11 protein-coding genes are annotated in these 16,867 nt (G+C 73.1%); 9 read left to right on the plus strand and 2 right to left on the minus strand.

Translation table 11 applies throughout. The features are described from left to right. Together ACSBPG_RS14965 and ACSBPG_RS14970 are read right to left on the minus strand one after the other, a co-directional pair. On the minus strand, window positions 1–1,954 hold a 1,954-nt coding region (locus ACSBPG_RS14965), incomplete at its 3' end, for a calcium-binding protein (protein ID WP_435537978.1). Between the two features lie 323 nt (window positions 1,955–2,277). After that, window positions 2,278–4,935, minus strand: a complete 2,658-nt coding sequence (locus tag ACSBPG_RS14970) for an ATP-dependent Clp protease ATP-binding subunit (protein ID WP_435537979.1) — start codon at window positions 4,933–4,935, stop codon at window positions 2,278–2,280. Window positions 4,936–5,149: 214 nt separating this feature from the next. Between ACSBPG_RS14970 and ACSBPG_RS14975 the strand changes: the two genes are divergently transcribed. From ACSBPG_RS14975 to ACSBPG_RS15015, 9 genes are all read left to right on the plus strand, one after another. Further along, entirely contained in the window at window positions 5,150–5,680 is a 531-nt protein-coding gene (locus tag ACSBPG_RS14975; RefSeq protein WP_435537980.1) for a helix-turn-helix domain-containing protein, read from the plus strand. Window positions 5,681–5,876: 196 nt separating this feature from the next. Next, on the plus strand, window positions 5,877–6,380 hold the full coding sequence (locus ACSBPG_RS14980) for a hypothetical protein (RefSeq protein WP_435537981.1): 504 nt from the start codon (window positions 5,877–5,879) through the stop codon (window positions 6,378–6,380). 25 nt (window positions 6,381–6,405) lie between these two features. Further along, entirely contained in the window at window positions 6,406–7,773 is a 1,368-nt protein-coding gene (gene tssK / locus ACSBPG_RS14985; RefSeq protein ID WP_435537982.1) for a type VI secretion system baseplate subunit TssK, read from the plus strand. A 29-nt stretch (window positions 7,774–7,802) separates the two neighbouring features. Then, a complete protein-coding gene (locus tag ACSBPG_RS14990) occupies window positions 7,803–8,639 on the plus strand; it encodes a DotU family type IV/VI secretion system protein (protein ID WP_435537983.1) in 837 nt (278 codons plus the stop codon). Window positions 8,640–8,648: 9 nt separating this feature from the next. Beyond that, complete coding sequence (locus tag ACSBPG_RS14995; RefSeq protein WP_435537984.1) at window positions 8,649–12,830, plus strand: type VI secretion protein IcmF/TssM N-terminal domain-containing protein; 4,182 nt, start codon at window positions 8,649–8,651, stop codon at window positions 12,828–12,830. Next, on the plus strand, window positions 12,827–13,972 hold the full coding sequence (gene tssA, locus ACSBPG_RS15000; protein WP_435537985.1) for a type VI secretion system protein TssA: 1,146 nt from the start codon (window positions 12,827–12,829) through the stop codon (window positions 13,970–13,972). Before ACSBPG_RS14995 ends, tssA begins: the two co-directional genes overlap by 4 nt. Window positions 13,973–14,099: 127 nt before the next feature. Then, complete coding sequence (tssB, locus tag ACSBPG_RS15005) at window positions 14,100–14,669, plus strand: type VI secretion system contractile sheath small subunit (protein ID WP_435537986.1); 570 nt, start codon at window positions 14,100–14,102, stop codon at window positions 14,667–14,669. A 96-nt stretch (window positions 14,670–14,765) separates the two neighbouring features. Next, entirely contained in the window at window positions 14,766–16,253 is a 1,488-nt protein-coding gene (gene tssC, locus ACSBPG_RS15010; protein ID WP_435537987.1) for a type VI secretion system contractile sheath large subunit, read from the plus strand. A gap of 110 nt (window positions 16,254–16,363) precedes the next feature. After that, window positions 16,364–16,864: an Hcp family type VI secretion system effector gene (locus tag ACSBPG_RS15015; protein WP_435537988.1), complete on the plus strand. Its 501-nt coding sequence runs from the start codon at window positions 16,364–16,366 to the stop codon at window positions 16,862–16,864. The last annotated feature ends 3 nt before the right edge of the window (window positions 16,865–16,867 follow it).

Genomic DNA, 16,867 nt, shown 5'->3' on the forward strand with positions numbered 1-16,867 from the left:
CGGTGCGCGCCTGGATCGCCTGGATCAGGCCGGCCAGCGCGTCGGCCGGCGTCTGCGCCGCGGCCACCCCCTCCACCCGCAGGCCGACGCCGGTCGGCACGCTGGCCTGCAGCACCGTCTGTCCGGTCGTCCCGTCGCGCACCAGCGGGATGTCGGCCGCCGGGGTGGCCGCGTCCTCCTCGGTGCGGCCGGCGCTGACGATCGGCACCTCGACGATGTCGATCACCGCGCCGCTCGAGGTGGTCAGGCGCTGCTCCTGCACCGTCACCCCGTCCACCGTGCTGTTGGTGGTGGTGCTGTCGACGACGGTCACCGGCGTCCCCAGCACCGGCGTCGTCACCGTCGTCGGCCCGCCGCCGCCCGAGCCGCCGCCGCCCGACGGCGGCGGCGCCGACAGGGACGAGAGGACGAGGTCGTCGCCGCCCATCGTGAAGGTGGCGCCGGTGTAGTCGCCGGTCAGCTCGATGGTCAGTTCACCGGCGTCCTGCTCGCCGTCGGTGTCGATGTGGAGACGGGTGACGCCGTTGCCCGCCTCGATCTGGATCGAATGGGCGGCGACGCTGCTGCCGTCGCCGGCGGTGAGCGTGCCGTTGCTGGCACCGCCGGTGAACTGGGCGTTGACGACGCGGATGCGGTCGCCGACGGCGAGGTCGGTGATCGTGTCCGTGCCGTCGGTGTCGTCGTCCTGGTCCCCGACCGGGGGCGGCGGGTTGTAGAGGAAGGTGTCGCCGCCGTCGCCGCCCGTCAGAGTGTCGGCGCCGACGCCGCCGGACAGGGTGTCGGCCCCGGCGCCGCCGGCGATGATGTCGGTGCCGCGCTGGCCGTCGAGCACGTTGGCGTTGCCGTCGCCTGCCAGCGTGTCGTTGTAGCCGGAGCCGATCAGGTTCTCGATGCCCTGGAGCACGTCGCCCGCGGCATCCTCGCCGCTGCCCAGCCCGGTCGCCAGGCTGACCGCGACGCCGAACGCCGGCAAGTTGTACTCGCCGGACTGCCGGTAGTCGGCGGTGTCGACGCCGTCGCCGCCGACCAGGGTGTCGGCCCCGAGATCGCTGAACAGCCTGTCGTCGCCGCCGCCGCCGGAGAGCAGGTCGTTGTCGCCGCCGCCGCTGAGGCTGTCGTCGCCCTCGCCGCCGTCCAGCGTGTCGTCGCCGTCGCGGCCCTGGAGTTCGTCCGCACCGGCGCCCCCGAACAGCAGATCGTTGTCGTCGCCGCCGTTCAGCAGGTCGTCGCCGTCGCCGCCGTACAAGGTGTCGGCGCCTTCGTCCCCCCGCAGGGTGTCGTTGCCGGCGCCGCCGGAGAGGAGGTTGGCCTCCACGCCGCCCGACAGCGAATCGTCGTGACCGGAGCCGATCAGGTTCTCCACCCCGACCAGCACGTCGCCCGCCGCGTCGCCGCCGGTTCCCGATCCCGGGCTGTTGGAGAGGCTGACGGTCACGGCGACCGCCGACCCACTGTAGTCCGCGGCGTCGATGCCGTCGCCGCCGGAAAGCACATCGGCGCCCGCGCCGCCGATCAGCGTGTCGGCGCCCGCACCGCCGGACAGCGTGTCGTCCGCGGCGCCCCCCGCCAGCAGGTTGGCGTTGCCGTCCCCCGTCAGAGCGTCGTTGAAATCCGTGCCGATGACGTTCTCGATGTTTTCCAGACGCTCGAAACCGGCGTAACCGATCTCCCCCTGGGTCGACTGCGTCAGGTCGATGATCACCGATACGCTCGGGGAGTCCGAATAGTCGGCGGTGTCGACGCCGTCGCCGCCGTACAGCTGGTCGACGCCCTCGCCGCCCACCAGCGTGTCGTTGCCGGCGCCGCCGGAAAGGACGTCGGCGTCGTCGCCCCCGGAGAGAACGTCGTCGCCGGCAAGCCCGTCGATCAGGTCGGCGCCGGCAAGGCCGTCGATGGTGTCGGCACTGGCCGTGCCGGTCAGGTTGTCGGTCCCGGAAGTCGGCGTGTTCGCCATCGCTTCGTCCTCGTCAGGCAGACGGGTGTCCGCTGCGCCATCAATGCTCGGGGGTAACCCCAAAGAAGGTTGCGGCGACCCTACCCGACGCCCAACGCGTCGTCGATCGATTTATCAACTTTGAATTGTAACTGATTGGAACGGAAGCGAATCAAACCGTTTCATTTTGCAACCCGTTGCCGGATACCCTCCGGGATGCTACACGTCCAGGGTGCACCCGAGGCGACACCCTCTCCCGCACAGGAAAAGACCCTCCCCCCGCGCGGGGGGAGGGTCCTCAGGCGGACGTCGGTCCGGCGGCCGGTTCGGCCGGCCGCCGCGGCTCAGTGCACCGCGGCCGAGCGGGCCGGGATGGCGAAGCCGAGCGGCGGGCGCTCCGGCGCCTTGAAGCCGGTGGCGCGGTCCTCCTCGACCGGCACGCCGTCCAGCGTCAGGCGGCCGTCGGCCGCCGACAGCTCCAGCACCACCCGTTCGGCGACCGCGCCGTCGAGCAGGCGCTCGGCGATCGGGTCCTCCACCAGGTTCTGCACCGCCCGCTTCAGCGGCCGCGCGCCGAAGGCGGGATCCCAGCCCAGCTCGGCCAGCCGGGCGCGGGCACCGTCGTCGGCGACCAGGGTCAGGCCGTGCTCGGCCAGGCGCTCGTTGACGCGGGCGAGCTGGATGTCGACGATGCGGGCCATCTGGTCGCGCCCCAGCCGGCGGAAGATCAGCACGTCGTCCAGCCGGTTCAGGAACTCCGGCCGGAAGGCCCGGCGCACCGCGTCCATCACCTCCACCCGCACGCCTTCCAGCTCGTCGTCCTCGCGCAGGGCCGACAGGGCGTCGGCGCCGAGGTTGGAGGTCATGATCAGGATGGCGTGGCGGAAGTCGGCGGTGCGCCCCTGCCCGTCCGTCAGCCGGCCGTCGTCGAGCGCTTGCAGCAGGACGTTCAGCACGTCGGGGTGCGCCTTCTCCACCTCGTCCAGCAGCACCACCTGGTAGGGCCGGCGGCGGATCTTCTCGGCCAGCGAGCCGCCGTCGTCGTAGCCGACGTAGCCCGGAGGCGAGCCGATCATCCGGCTGACCGCGTGCTTCTCCATGTACTCCGACATGTCGAGGCGGGTGACCGCGTTCTCGTCGTCGAACAGGAAGGCGGCCAAGGTCTTGGCCAGCTCGGTCTTGCCGACGCCGGTGGGGCCGAGGAACAGGAACGAGCCGGTCGGCCGGTTCGGGTCCTTGAGGCCGGCCCGCGCCCGGCGCACCGCCTTGGCGACGGCCCGCACCGCCTCGGCCTGGCCGACCACCCGCTCGCCCAGCTTCTCCTCCATGCCCTTCAGACGCTCGCGCTCGCCCTCCAGCATGCGGTCGACGGGGATGCCGGTCCAACGCGTCACCACGGCGGCGATGTCCTTGGCGGTCACCTCCTCGCGTTCGGTGCTGGCCCGCGATTCGGCGTCGGCCAGGCGCTTCTCCAGGTCGGGGATGATGCCGTAGGCGAGCTCGCCGGCCTTGGCCCAGTCGCCGCCGCGCTGGGCGCGCTCCAGCGCCGTGCGCGCCTGGTCCAGCTCCTCCTTGAGGCGACGGCCCTCGGTGCGCCGCGACTGCGAGGCGCGCCACTCCTCCTCCATGCCGGCCAGCCTCGACTCGGCCTCCTCCAGCTCGGCCGCCAGCTTGTGCAGGCGCTCCTGCGACGCGCTGTCGGATTCCGCCTTCAGGGCCTCGCGCTCGATCTTGAGCTGGGCGACGCGGCGGCCGACGGCGTCGAGCGCCTCCGGCTTGCTGTCGATGGCCATGCGCAGGCGCGACGCCGCCTCGTCCACCAGGTCGATCGCCTTGTCCGGCAGCCGGCGGTCGGCGATGTAGCGCGCCGACAGCGAGACCGCCGCCACGACGGCGGCGTCGGCGATGCGCACGCCGTGGTGCACCTCGTACTTGCCCTTGATACCGCGCAGGATCGACACCGCGTCCTCGGCCGACGGCTCGTCCACCGTCACCGGCTGGAAGCGCCGCGCCAGCGCCGCGTCCTTCTCGATGTAGCGGCGGTACTCGTCGGGCGTGGTGGCGCCGACGCAGCGCAGCTCGCCGCGCGCCAGCGCGGGCTTCAGCATGTTGGCGGCGTCCATGGCGCCGTCGGTGCGGCCGGCGCCGATGAGCTGGTGCAGCTCGTCGATGAAGAGGATGATGCGCCCCTCCGCCGCCTGCACCTCGGCCAGCACGGCCTTCAGGCGCTCCTCGAAGTCGCCGCGGAACTTGGCGCCGGCCAGCAGGGCGGTGAGGTCGAGGGCCAGCACGCGGCGGTCCTTCAGCCCTTCCGGCACGTCGCCGGCGGCCAGGCGCTGGGCCAGCCCCTCGACGACGGCGGTCTTGCCGACGCCGGGCTCGCCGATCAGCACCGGGTTGTTCTTGGTGCGCCGCGCCAGCACCTGGATGGTGCGGCGGATCTCGTCGTCGCGACCGATGACGGGATCGAGCCGGCCCTGCCGCGCCTCCTCGGTGAGGTCGCGGGCGTACTTGGCGAGCGCCTCGCCCAGCCCGCCGTCGCCGGCCTCCGGCCCCGTCCCCTCCTGGCGCAGGGTGCGGGCGCCTTCGGCCAGCACGGCGGGGTCGACGCCGGCGCGATGGAACAGCGCGCGCACGCCGCCACCCTGGCCGGCCAGGCTCTCCAGCAGGCGCTCGGCGGTGACGGTGCGCTCGCCGGCGGACCGCGCCGTCTCGATGGCGCCCTGCAGCACGCCGGCCAGCGCCGGCGACATGTAGATCGGGTGCGGCCCCTCGCCGGTGGCGGTGGGCAGGTGGGCCAGCGCCTCGTCGGTGGCGCGCTTCAGGAGATCGGGGTCGCCGCCGGCGTCGCGCACGAGCCGCGCCGTCACGCCCTGCCGGTCCTCGACCAGCGCCTTGAGGAGATGTTCGGGATTGAGTTGCTGGTGACGCCCGGCCAGGGCGGCCAACTGCGCAGCCTGGATGACGCCGCGCGCACGCTCGGTGAAGAGACCGAAGTCCATCAGGCACTCCGTTATGGTGTCCCGCCCTTCCAGGAGGCTCGGGAAGGCGCCGTCGGCGGCCCACCCAATGCGCGGCCGCCCGTCGCCTCGGTTGAGGAGATGGGCATCGCAGCCGGGTCGAACAACCCGCCCCCGCCGCTCCACCGGCGGGACAGGTATTCCGCCCGCGCGCGCCGTCGGCTACCATGGCTGCGCAACCGACGGGAGACCGGCCATGGAACGGGGCGATGACGGGTACACCCATGTCGTGGCCGGCATGCCGGAACCCGGCAGCCATCTTCCCCCCAGCGCGCGCCGCCGGTTGAGCGACGAGGACCGCCGCGCCCTCGTCGAGCGCCTGCGCGCCCAGGGCTGGAGCTACCGCCGCATCTCCAGCGAACTCAACATCAGCTACGCCGCCGTCGCCCGCTGGCTCGACGGACCCGAGGCCGCCGGCCCGCCGCTGCCGCCGCTCCCCGTCCGCCTCGGCGCGCCGCGGCCGCCCCACGCCGCCGCCGCCACCGCCCGCGCGCCGGAGCCGGAACCGCCGGCCCCCGCCGCCGCCGACCTCGTCGAGCACCTGATCGCCCAGAACCGCGCCCTGCTCGACCGGGTCGACCGTCTCACCGCCGCCGTGACGGCCCAGCGGCAGGCGATCGCCGAACTCGAATCGCGGCTCGTCGCCACCATGGACGACCAGCACCGGAAGCTGGGCGACCGCATCCTCGATGCGCTCCGATTGCTCCGGCGGATAATTCCCGGCTGAATTTCACATCGCCGGCCCGCGTTTGCGGACGCCGCTCTTGTGCGCCGCAACCACGCCGGCGCGAAAATCGGCTCTGTGACAACGCTTCAGGGAATCGACTCCGCGCTGATATCTTCCTACACTTTCGGATATGGTCCTCGAACGCCGCGAGCGCGCGGCGGGCATCAGCCGATGCGGACGGATGGGAGCGCACTGCGTGGCCGACACCGCCCTGAACGACGCCGTCCGCTCCGGACGCGCCTGGACGTACGCGCTGCTGGCCGCGGTCGCCCTCGTCCTGACGGGATGCTCCGCCATCGCCTCGCTGTGGTCGTCCGGCATCGCGACGGAGAGCGTCGCCTTCGAGGTGGCGCCCGACGCCAACGCCAACAGCGCCGTGGCCGTGGACCTGGTGTTCGTCCACGACGAGACCCTGCTGCCCACCGTCGGCGAGCTGACGGCGGCGACCTGGTTCAAGAACCGCGGCCAGCTCACCCTGGCCCAGCCCACCGGGCTGCAGGTGCAGTCCTTCGAATTCATGCCCGGGCAGTCCGTGCCGCCCCACGCGGTGCGCGGCCGCGCCAGCGACGCCCGGGCCGCCTTCGTCTTCGCCGGCTACGGCGGCGACGGCCCGCACCGGGCGCGCATCGACGGCATCGAGAAGGTCCTGCTGCGCCTCGGCGCCAAGGACTTCGAGGTCGCGACGCCGCACGCCTCCTGACCGCCATCCACAGGACCGAGACGGCATGAGCCACCCCACCCCGCCGCCCGAGCCGATCCAGTGGTACGAAGGCATGCTGCTGGCACCGCAGCATTTCCAGCAGGCCTGGCTGCGCCAGGACGGTCTGCTCCACTACCATCTGGCACGGCTGGCGCCCTTCCAGTTCGGCGTGCGCACCCTGAAGATCGACCAGGCGATGCTGGTGGTCGGCGTCTTCCGCGTCCTGGCGCTGGAGGCGGTGCTGCCCGACGGGCTGGCGGTGGTCCATCCCGCCGACGGCGGCGATCTGCAGTGCAGCCTGGTGCCTTACGCCGAGGGCCTGAAGGACGCCCCGGCCACCGTCCACCTCGTGGTGCCGGCCTACAAGCCGGGCTCCGCCGCCGGCGGCGACCTGGCCCGCTTCCGCTCGGTCGACGGGCCGCCGGCGGCGGACGAGAACACCGGCGACAACGAGCAGCCGCTGCCGCGCCTGCGGCCGCGCCTGGCGCTCCTGGTGGGCGACGAGGTGCCGCAGAAATACGTGTCGCTGCCGCTCGCCCGCGTCGTCTACCGCGACGAGGCGTTCCGGCTGACCGACTACGTCCCGCCGGCCTACGCCGCCGCCGCCGATTCGCCGCTGACCGACGCCTGCCGCACCGTCGCCAAGCGGCTGCGCGAGAAGGCCTCCTTCCTCGCCGGCCGGCTGCGCGCCCCGGCCGGCACCCTGCGCGCCGCCATGCTGGCCGACACCCGGCACGCCCTGCAGTGCATGACCGCCGGCCTGCCGCCGCTCGAGGCGGTGCTGGGCGCCGGCCCGGCCCATCCCTTCGCCCTCTACGGCGCGCTGTGCGCCGTCGCCGGCCAGGTCGCCACCCTGGGGCCGGGGCTGCTGCCGCCAATCTTCCCCGGCTACGACCACCGCGACCCGCTGGCCTCCTTCCGCCCGGTGCTGGAGTTCGTCGACCGCATGATCGACACGGTCAGCGAGACCTTCATGGCCGTCCGCTTCGCCGCCGAAGAGAGCGGCTTCCGCCTGAAGATCGAGGCGGCGTGGCTGGCCGAGGGGGACGGGCTGCTGATCGGCGTCCGCCTCGCCCCCGGCCAGACCGAGGCGGAGGCGGAATCCTGGATGGCCGACGCCCTGGTCGCCTCGGCGGAGAACCAGGGGGTGCTGCGCGAGCGCCGCCTGCGCGGCGCCGCCCGTGCCCGGGTGGAGCGCGACGAGCGCCTGGACGTGGTGCCGGAGCGCGGCGTGCTGCTCTACCGGATCGCCGCCGACCCCGCCTACGTCGAACCCGACCGCGTGCTGGAGATCGCCCACCCCGGCGATCGCCAGGGCGGGCGCCGGCCCGCCGAGATCGCCCTGTACGTGACGCCGCCGGGCGACCGCCCGGCCGACACCGCCGACATCTGAGCCGCGCCCGCCGAAGGAGGCCGCCGCCCGTGACCACCGCGATGCCGATGCCCGCCCTCGCCGCCGACGACGAACCGGCCGCCCTGGCGTCGCTCCTGGCGGGGGCGCGCGGCGGCGACACCCTGCTGGTCCAGTTCGGCGATTTCTTCGCCGAGCTGTTGCGCCTGAAATACGGCCTCGGCGCCGGCCGCCTCGGCGCGGCCGTCGAGGGGCTGACCCCGGCCGACCTCGCCGGCATGGTGCACCAGCGCCTGCGCACGCTGCTGGAGTCGCAGTCGGTGCGGGCACGCCACTGGGGCGGCACCTACGGCGAGACCCTGTACCGCGAGGCGCAGTACGTCATGGCCGCGCTGGCCGACGAGACGATGCTGCTGCGGGTCGACTGGGACGGCCGCGAGGCCTGGCAGGACCGGCTGCTGGAGACGGCGCTGTTCGGCACCCGGGTCGCCGGCGAGCGCGTGTTCGAGCGCCTCGACGCGCTGCTGGCCGACAGCGCGCGCGCCTCGGCCGACCTCGCCACCATCTACCTGCTGGCCCTCGCGCTGGGCTTCCGCGGCCGCTGCTGGCGCCCCGAGGACGCCGGCGAGCTGCGCAGCTACCGCGCCGGCCTGGCCCGCATCATCGCCCGCGAGGACCCCGAGCTGGCGCGCGAGGACGCCCGCCTGTTCGAAGCGGCGTACGGCCGCACCATCGTCCAGGGCCGCGCCGTACGCCTGCCCTACCTGCGGCCATGGTACGCGGCGCTGGCCGCGCTGTTCGCCGTGTTCCTCGCCGCCGGCCACCTGCTGTGGATCGGCGTCACCGCCGACCTCGCCGCCGCGGTCGACCGAATCGAGCGGGCCGACGCCGGCCCGCCGGAGAACTGACGGGGAGCCATGGACGCCATCGCCCTGCTGCTCGACAACCCCGTGCCGGTCGGCCTGCTGCTGGCCGCGGCGGCGCTCCTCGTCCTGCTCCTCGTGGGCTGGACGGTGCGCCGTGCCGAGCGCGGGGCGGAGGAGCGGACGGAGCGCGACGGCATGGCCGGCTCGCCGGATCCGGTGGCGCGCCGGCCGGGCGACCTGCGGGCGCTTGCCGCCAGCTTCACGGCGACCCTGCGGGCCCTGCGCGGCCTGGTGCCGGGCCCGGGCTGGCGCTACGAGGCGCCCTGGGTGCTGCTGCTGGGCGACCCGGGGTCCGGCAAGAGCGCGCTGGCCGCCGCCATCGACCTGCACCGGCCGTTCGACCTCAACGCCGACCCCGAGCTGGCGGAGCGGGGCTGCGCCTGGCACGTGTTCGAGCGCGGCATCGTCCTCGACCCGGCCGGCGGCATCCTGTGGGGCGACGGCCCCGACGACGGCGGCGAGCGGGCCGGCGAGGCCGGTTGGCGCCGCCTGCTCCAGCTGCTGCTGCGCCACCGGCCGGAGCGCGGCCTCGACGGCGTCGTCGTCGCCGTGCCCTGCACCGACCTGATCGGCCCCGACCGCCTCGACGCCACCGCGCTCGCCGGGCGGGCGCGGCGGCTGCGCCGGCGCCTGCGCGAGCTGCAGCAGCAGCTCGGCCTGCGCCTGCCGGTCTATCTCGTGGTCACCAAGTGCGACGCGGTGGTCGGCTTCACCAGCTTCTGGGGCCCCCAGGCGGCGCAGCGCGGCCGCGAGATGTTCGGCTGGTCGAACGGCCAGACCCTGGAGACGACCTACGGCCCGCACCTCGTGCCGCAGGCCTTCGACGCGGTCGCGCGCGACCTGCACCGGGCGGTGATCGGCACGGCGGTGACCGCCGGCGGCGTCGGCGACATGGCCTTCCTGTTCCCGGCCGAGCTGCAGAAGCTGGCAGCGCCGCTCGGCCGCTTCGCCGATCGCCTGTTCCGCGGCGACAGCTTCCAGGACCCCCACTTCTTCCGTGGCCTCTACTTCACCGGCGACGCCGGCGCCTGGGGGGCCGGCGGACGCAGCCTGCCCGGGCCGGAGGCGCCGGCGGCCGGGGCGGCGGCGGGGCTGCCCGCCGGCCTGGTGCCGGAGATGCTGGCGCCGCAGGGCGTGCGCCCGCTGTTCGTCACCGACCTGTTCGGCGAGAAGATCTTCCGCGAGGCGCGGGTGGTGCAGCCGGCGCGGCGCAGCCTGGTGGCGCGCAGCCGCGCCGTGCGCAACGCCCAGTTCGCCCTGGCCGGGCTGGCGCTGGTGCTGGCCGTCGGCCTCTGGCACTCCTACCGCATGCTGGAGGCCACCAAGGCGACCCTGCTGCGGCCGCTGTGGGTGATCGAGCAGGCCGACGAGCGCATGGACACGGCGCGCCGTTCCGGCCAGAGCCTGACCGCCTACCGCGACCTGCGCGACGTGGCGCCGGGCATCCTCGACGCCTTCAAGACGGTGAGCGGGCGCGACCTGCTGGTGCCGTTCATCCCCACCTCCTGGTTCAGCGAGCTCGACGACGACGTCAAGGACCAGCTCGTCACCGGCTTCCGCCTGGTCGTGCTCGACCCCATGCGCTACGAGCTGATCAACCGCTGGAACGACCTCCAGGCCCGCTACGCCGGGCCGCCGCCGGCGCCGGCGCAGCCGCTCCAGGCCACCGACATCGCCGCCTTCCAGCGCATGTACGGCTATCTCGACGAGATCGACCAGCTCGCCGCCGACGTCGCCCGCTACCGCAACGCCCAGCGCCTGCCGCCCGACTCCTTCGCCCAGCTCACCCAATCGCTGCTCGGCATCGACCTCGGCCACACCCTGCGCAACGACGCGCGCCTCTACGGCGAGGTGATGAAGCGGGTGACCGTGCGCCCGCTCGACACCGAGCGCAACCTCGCCCCGTCGCGCGAGACCCTGGTCCGCCTGGTCCACGAGGCGACCCTGGCGCTGGCCGCCGACGGGCCGATCGCCCGCGAGTTCGGCGCCCTCGCCAACGCGCTGGAGCGCGCCGAGGTCGCCCGCTTCGGCACCGACGGCGGCGCCGTGCTGCGCGACCTCGCCACCGCGCTGGTCCGCACCCGGACGCTGCTGGGCAACGCCAAGCTCGGCTGGCTGTTCGTCCGCCACCCCCAGGACCATCCGTTCTGGCCGAACCTGCTGCCGCGCATCCGCGACAACCTGTTCCTCGGCCCCCCCGCCGCCGACGAGGTGCTGACGGTCGCCACCGTCAACGTGCAGGAGCTGCGCACCGCCCTGCTGGCCCTGCGCACGCCGGGCCTGGGATCGCTGCTGCAGGCCGACGACGCCAACGACGGCGCGCTGCGCCTGGTGCCGGCGCTGGACGAGCTGGCCGGCGCCCTGCCGGAGATCCTGCGCGCCGGCTTCATGGCGGAGGCGGCGGTGCGCCGCCCGCAGGCGCCGGCGGTGGCGAGCAGCGCCATCCTGTGGGCGCCCGAGCCCCTGGAGACGGCGGTCGGCGGCTTCCGCGCCTTCGAGGGGCTGGAGGCGGGCGCCCTGGCGCGCCTCCCCGACACGCTGCGGCCGATGATCTCGGCCCTGGTCGCCGGACGGCTGGAGGAGTCGATGATGACCGCCGTCGCCGACGCCATGGTGGTGGAGCGGCGCGGCCAGGACTTCCGCACCCTGGCCGACGAGACCGGCCTGCTGCGCGAGGTCCGCCAGTTCGCCCGCGCCGCGCGCCCGCTGGGCGACCTGCTGAGCGCGCTCGGCCGCGCCGAGTTCCAGACCGGCTACGCCACGCTCGGCGGCATCCTCGACCAGCACCTGGTGGCGATGCTGGGGCAGGCCGACCGCATCGCCGACGAGGGCGCCCCCTACCTGCCCTACGACGCGTTCCGCGACTGGGACGGCACCCTGCCGCTGAACTACGAGGGCTGGCAGGTGCTGAGCGACGTCGAGCTGGCGCAGTATCTCGACAACACCCGCGGCCGCTTCGACTGGCTGGGCAGCGAGATCGCCGGACCGATCGTCGCCTTCGCGGTGCGCGAGCAGACCCCGCCCTCGCTGCGCGGCGACCCGCACGTCCTGAAATGGCAGCGCATCCTGATCGAACAGCAGCGCTACAAGGCCGACAACCCGAACAGCTCGCTGGCGGTCCTGGAACGCTACATCCGCTTCGACCTGGGCGAGGCGGTGCGGCCGGAGAGCTGCCTGCAGCAGCTGGCGGTCGGCGGCGGCGGCGGTGCCGGCGACTTCTTCCTGCAGCGCCGCGAGTCGCTGCGGCGCATGGCGCTGGCCCAGTGCCAGCGGGTGGCGGCCGACACCATGTCGAGCGACTACGCCGCCCTCGCCAACGACTTCAACGCCCTGCTGGCCGGCCGCTACCCCTTCGCCGAGCGCCAGGGCGCGGACACCCCGGAGGCGAGCGTCGACGCGCTGACCGCCTTCCTCGAGCGCTTCGCCGCCGCCGAGCCGGCGATCCGCCGCGGCCTCGGCACGCCGGCCGCCGGCAGCCGCGCCGCCGCGGCGCTCGACTTCGTCGACCGCATGGCGGCGGTGCGCGCCTTCTTCGCCCCGTTCCTGGCGCCGGACTCCACGGCCCCCGCCGGCTTCGACGTCGCCGCCGAGTTCCGCGTCAACCGCGCCCGCGAGAGCGGCGGCAACCAGATCATCGAATGGACGGTCACCCTCGGGGACCAGCGGATCACCCAGGGCGGCGGCACCGCCTCGGCGCCGTGGAGCCCCGGCATGCCGGCCGCGGTCAGCCTGCGCTGGGCCAAGGACGCGCCGGTGGTGCCGCTGTCGATCATCGGCCAGGACGGCACCGTCGAGCCCGACCGCACCATCCGCTTCGCCTACGCCGACCGCTGGTCGCTGCTGCGCCTGCTGCAGGACAACCGCGCCCCCGCCGCCGACTTCCCCAAGCAGACCGACCCGCAGCCGCATACCCTGAGGTTCTCCGCCGAGACCGGCAACGTCCCGGCCGGCGGCGGCGCGGCGGCGGCCAAGCCGCTGCCCGGCGGCCGCACCAGCGTCTTCGTGCGGCTGGTGCTGAGCACGCCCAACCCCGACGGCAAGACGCGGACCGTCCACGTCCTGCCGCCCTTCCCCTACGCCGCCCCCCGCCTCGACGGCGGGACGCAGGCGGCGCTCGCGCCGGCCGGTCCGCTGTCCCTGCGGGCGCCGGCCGGCCAGGGAGCCAGCCGATGACCGCCGATCCCTTCGATTTCGCCGCCATCCTGGCGCCGCTGCCCGGCGACGCGCCGGCCGGGCCGTCGCTGCGCTACGATCCCGTCTACGACGCGATCCGCGAGGCGCGGCGCGAGGACGACCCCACCCTGCCCGTCGGGGTGTGGCAGGCGGCGCCCAAGCGCGCCGACTGGGACGAGGCGGTCCGCCTCTGCCGCACGGTGCTGGAGACCCGCTCCAAGGACCTCCAGGTGGCCTGCTGGCTGGTCGAGGCGCTGCTGCACCGTCACGGCTTCGCCGCGCTGGGGCCGGCCCTGCGCATGCTGGCCGGCCTGTGCGGCGCCTTCTGGGAAGGGCTGCACCCGGAGGCCGAGGACGGCGACCTCGCCGCCCGCGTCGCCCCGCTGGAATGGCTGAACGCCAAGCTGCCGCCGCTCCTGCATCTGCAGCCGATCACCCGGTCGGGCAGCCAGCCGGTGGTCGCCTTCACCTACGCCGACTACGAGAACGCCCAGCGCCGCAGCCTCGCCGCCGCCCGCGACCCGCGCGGCGCCGGCAAGCTGGTGATCCATGGCGAGCCGCTGCTCCAGGACGTCGACGCCAGCGCGCTGGCCACCCCGGTCGCCTTCCACCGCACCCAGCACGACCAGCTGGGCGACGCCATCGCCGCCGTCGACGCCCTGTCGGCGCTGCTCGACGAGCTGTGCGGCCGCCAGGCGCCCGGGCTGGTCGGCCTGCGCGAGGCGCTCACCGGCCTGCTCGGCTGGGTCGACACCATGCTGCGCGCCAAGGGGGAGGAGCCCGTGATGCCCGTCGAGACGCCGGCCGACGCCGGGCCCGCCGAGGAGGAGGCCGCGGGCCCGGACGGGATGGCCCTCGATGACGCCGACATCCACTCCGGCGGGCACCCCGGCGGCCCGATCCGCAGCCGCGACGAGGCCTACTACTGGCTGGCCGAGGCCGCCGACTTCCTGCTGCGCACCGAGCCGCACAGCCCCACCCCCTACCTGATCCACCGGGCGCTCGGCTGGGCCAACCAGCCGCTGCACGAGGTGCTGCTCGACGTCAGCCGCGGCCGCAACGACCTGTCCGCCGTCTTCGACCTGCTCGGATTCAACTTCGCGGAAATGTCGCAACAGAGAGGGGGGCGAATGAACGGATGAGTTGATTCATCGAGCGTATGAGTCTCATACTCGCGCGAAAGTGCGTTTATTGTTGCCAGAATTCGCGACATGACGCGCCTGGTTCTCATCGGGCGTGCGCTGCAACATCTGGGAGAAGGATAAATCCATGGCCGAGAGCACCCAGCACAAACTCAGCCGAGTCCGCCCGCCGCGCGTCCAGATCACCTACGATGTGGAAATCGGCAACGCCATCGAGAAGAAGGAACTGCCCTACATCGTCGGCATCATGGCCGACCTCTCGGGCAAGCCGGCGGAGGCGCTGCCGCCGGTCAAGGACCGCAAGTTCGTCGAGATCGACCGCGACAATTTCCAGGACGTTCTCGCCGCCGCCCAGCCGCGCCTGGCCTTCCGCGTGCCGAACCGCCTGCAGGCCGGCAGCAAGGACTTCCTCAACGTCGAGCTGCGCTTCAAGCACCTCGACGACTTCGGTCCGGTGGAGGTGCTGAAGCAGGTGCCGCAGCTCAAGCGCCTGTTCGAGGCCCGCTCCCGCCTGCGCGACCTGCTGACCAAGCTCGACGGCAACGACGACCTCGACGCGCTGCTCAAGCAGGTGATGGAGAACACCGAGGAGCAGGCGGAGCTGAAGAAGCTGCTGGCCCCCGCCGGCGACGGCGCCGCGACGCCGCCCGCCGCCGAGCCCGCGGCCGGCTCCGACGCCGCCCCGCCCAGCGCGTGACGCCCTGAGAGCGGGACGGCCGACCGTCCCGACCCCGATCCATGACACGCCGCCGGCCGGCCCGCCCGGTGGCGCACCCGTGAGGAGACGCTTGCCATGGCTGACGAGACCGAGACCGCCGGCGGCGGCGCGGCCACCGAGACGCAGACCCTGACCGTCCTCGACCGCATCATCGTCGAGGGCAAGCTGGCGCGCGACGAGACGCAGCGCAGCTACGCCCGCGACCTGGTGGACGAGTTCGTCAACTCCGTGCTCGCCGAGACCGGCGGCACGGTCAGCGGCGACGTGGTCGCCGCCATCACCGACCGCATCGCCGAGATCGACGACCTGATCTCGGTGCAGCTCAACGAGGTCCTGCACCATGCCGACTTCCAGAAGCTGGAAGGCTCGTGGCGCGGCCTCGCCTACCTCGTGTTCAACACCGAGACCAGCACCCGCCTCAAGCTGCGCCTGATGAACATCACCAAGGCGGAGCTGCTGAAGGACCTGGAGAAGGCGGTCGAGTTCGACCAGAGCGCGCTCTTCAAGAAGATCTACGAGGAGGAGTACGGCACCTTCGGCGGCCATCCCTACAGCGTGCTGGTGGGCGACTACGAGTTCGGCCGCCATCCCCAGGACATGGCGCTGCTGGAGAAGGTGTCCAACGTCGCCGCCGCGGCGCACGCGCCGTTCATCGCCGCCGCCTCGCCCATGCTGTTCGACATGGGCAGCTTCACCGAGCTCGGCGTGCCGCGCGACCTCTCCAAGATCTTCGAGAGCGCCGAGCTCATCAAGTGGCGCTCCTTCCGCGCCAGCGAGGATTCCCGCTACGTCACGCTGTGCCTGCCGCACGTGCTGCTGCGCCTGCCCTACGGGCCGGACACGGTGCCGGTGGAGGGCATGAACTTCGTCGAGGACACCGACGGGCGCGACCATTCCAAGTATCTCTGGGGCAACGCCGCCTGGATGCTGGCCCAGCGCATCACCGACGCCTTCGCCAAGTTCGGCTGGACCGCCGCCATCCGCGGCGTCGAGGGCGGCGGCAAGGTGGAGGGGCTGCCGACCCACACCTTCCACACCGACGAGGGCGACATCGCGCTGAAGTGCCCGACCGAGATCTCCATCACCGACCGCCGCGAGAAGGAGCTGAACGACCTCGGCTTCGTCGCGCTGGTGCACTGCAAGGGCACGGACTACGCCGCCTTCTTCGGCGGCCAGACCACCAACAAGCCGAGGCTCTACAACACCGCCGCCGCCAACGCCAACAGCCGGCTGTCGGCGATGCTGCCCTACATCCTCAACGCCTCGCGCTTCGCCCATTACATCAAGGTCATCATGCGCGACAAGATCGGCAGCTTCATGACCAAGGAGAACGTGCAGACCTATCTCAACACCTGGATCATGGACTACGTCCTGGCCAAGGACGACGCCGGCCAGGACCTCAAGGCGCAGTACCCGCTGCGCGACGCCCGCGTCGACGTCACCGACATCGCCGGCAAGCCCGGCTGCTACAACGCCACCGTCTTCCTGCGGCCGCACTTCCAGCTGGAGGAGCTGACCGCATCGATCCGCCTGGTCGCCGAGCTGCCGCCGCCGGCGGCGTAAGGCCCCGCCGCCCGTCCCGGGCCGCACCCGCGGCCCGGGGGCGGGCACCGCTTCCGACACCCTCGTCCGCCTGCCTGTAACGTCCGCTTGCCGAAACCGGGAGACGCCGCATGGCCGCCAACATGTTCATCGCGTTCAAGACGCCCGACATCACGGGCGAGAGCGCCGACAGCAACAACACCAACGCCATCCAGGTCCTGTCCTGGAGCCACTCCTTCAACCAGCCGACCTCGCCGACCCGCAGCTCGGCCGGGTCGGGCACGGTGGAGCAGGCCAACCACTCCGACTTCTCCTTCACCAAGTACACCGACGCCGCGACGGACGACCTGCTGAAGTACTGCTGGAACGGCCAGCAGATCGGCACCGCCACCTTCTCCGCCTTCCGCTCCGACGGCAACAACTCGCCGGTGAAGTACCTGGAGATCGTGATGACCGGCGTCATCGTCTCCAACGTCTCGATCGGCGGCGGCACCGGCGACATCTCCACCGAGACGGTGACCCTGAGCTACAACTCGGTGCAGTACACCTACATCCAGCAGAAGTCGGCAGACGGCACGCCCGGCGGCAACCAGCCGGTCAAGCACGACCTCGCCGCGCAGAGCGTGTCGTAACGT

The sequence above is a fragment of the Azospirillum sp. ST 5-10 genome (assembly GCF_051225715.1).
Taxonomy (GTDB): Bacteria; Pseudomonadota; Alphaproteobacteria; order Azospirillales; family Azospirillaceae; genus Azospirillum.

Coding starts and splice junctions, on each gene's coding strand:
- tssA (WP_435537985.1), top strand. CDS start 12,827: ATGACCGCCGATCCCTTCGATTTCGCCGCCATCCTGGCGCCGCTGCCC.
- ACSBPG_RS15015 (WP_435537988.1), top strand. CDS start 16,364: ATGGCCGCCAACATGTTCATCGCGTTCAAGACGCCCGACATCACGGGC.
- tssC (WP_435537987.1), top strand. CDS start 14,766: ATGGCTGACGAGACCGAGACCGCCGGCGGCGGCGCGGCCACCGAGACG.
- ACSBPG_RS14970 (WP_435537979.1), bottom strand. CDS start 4,935: ATGGACTTCGGTCTCTTCACCGAGCGTGCGCGCGGCGTCATCCAGGCT.
- tssK (WP_435537982.1), top strand. CDS start 6,406: ATGAGCCACCCCACCCCGCCGCCCGAGCCGATCCAGTGGTACGAAGGC.
- tssB (WP_435537986.1), top strand. CDS start 14,100: ATGGCCGAGAGCACCCAGCACAAACTCAGCCGAGTCCGCCCGCCGCGC.
- ACSBPG_RS14995 (WP_435537984.1), top strand. CDS start 8,649: ATGGACGCCATCGCCCTGCTGCTCGACAACCCCGTGCCGGTCGGCCTG.
- ACSBPG_RS14975 (WP_435537980.1), top strand. CDS start 5,150: ATGGAACGGGGCGATGACGGGTACACCCATGTCGTGGCCGGCATGCCG.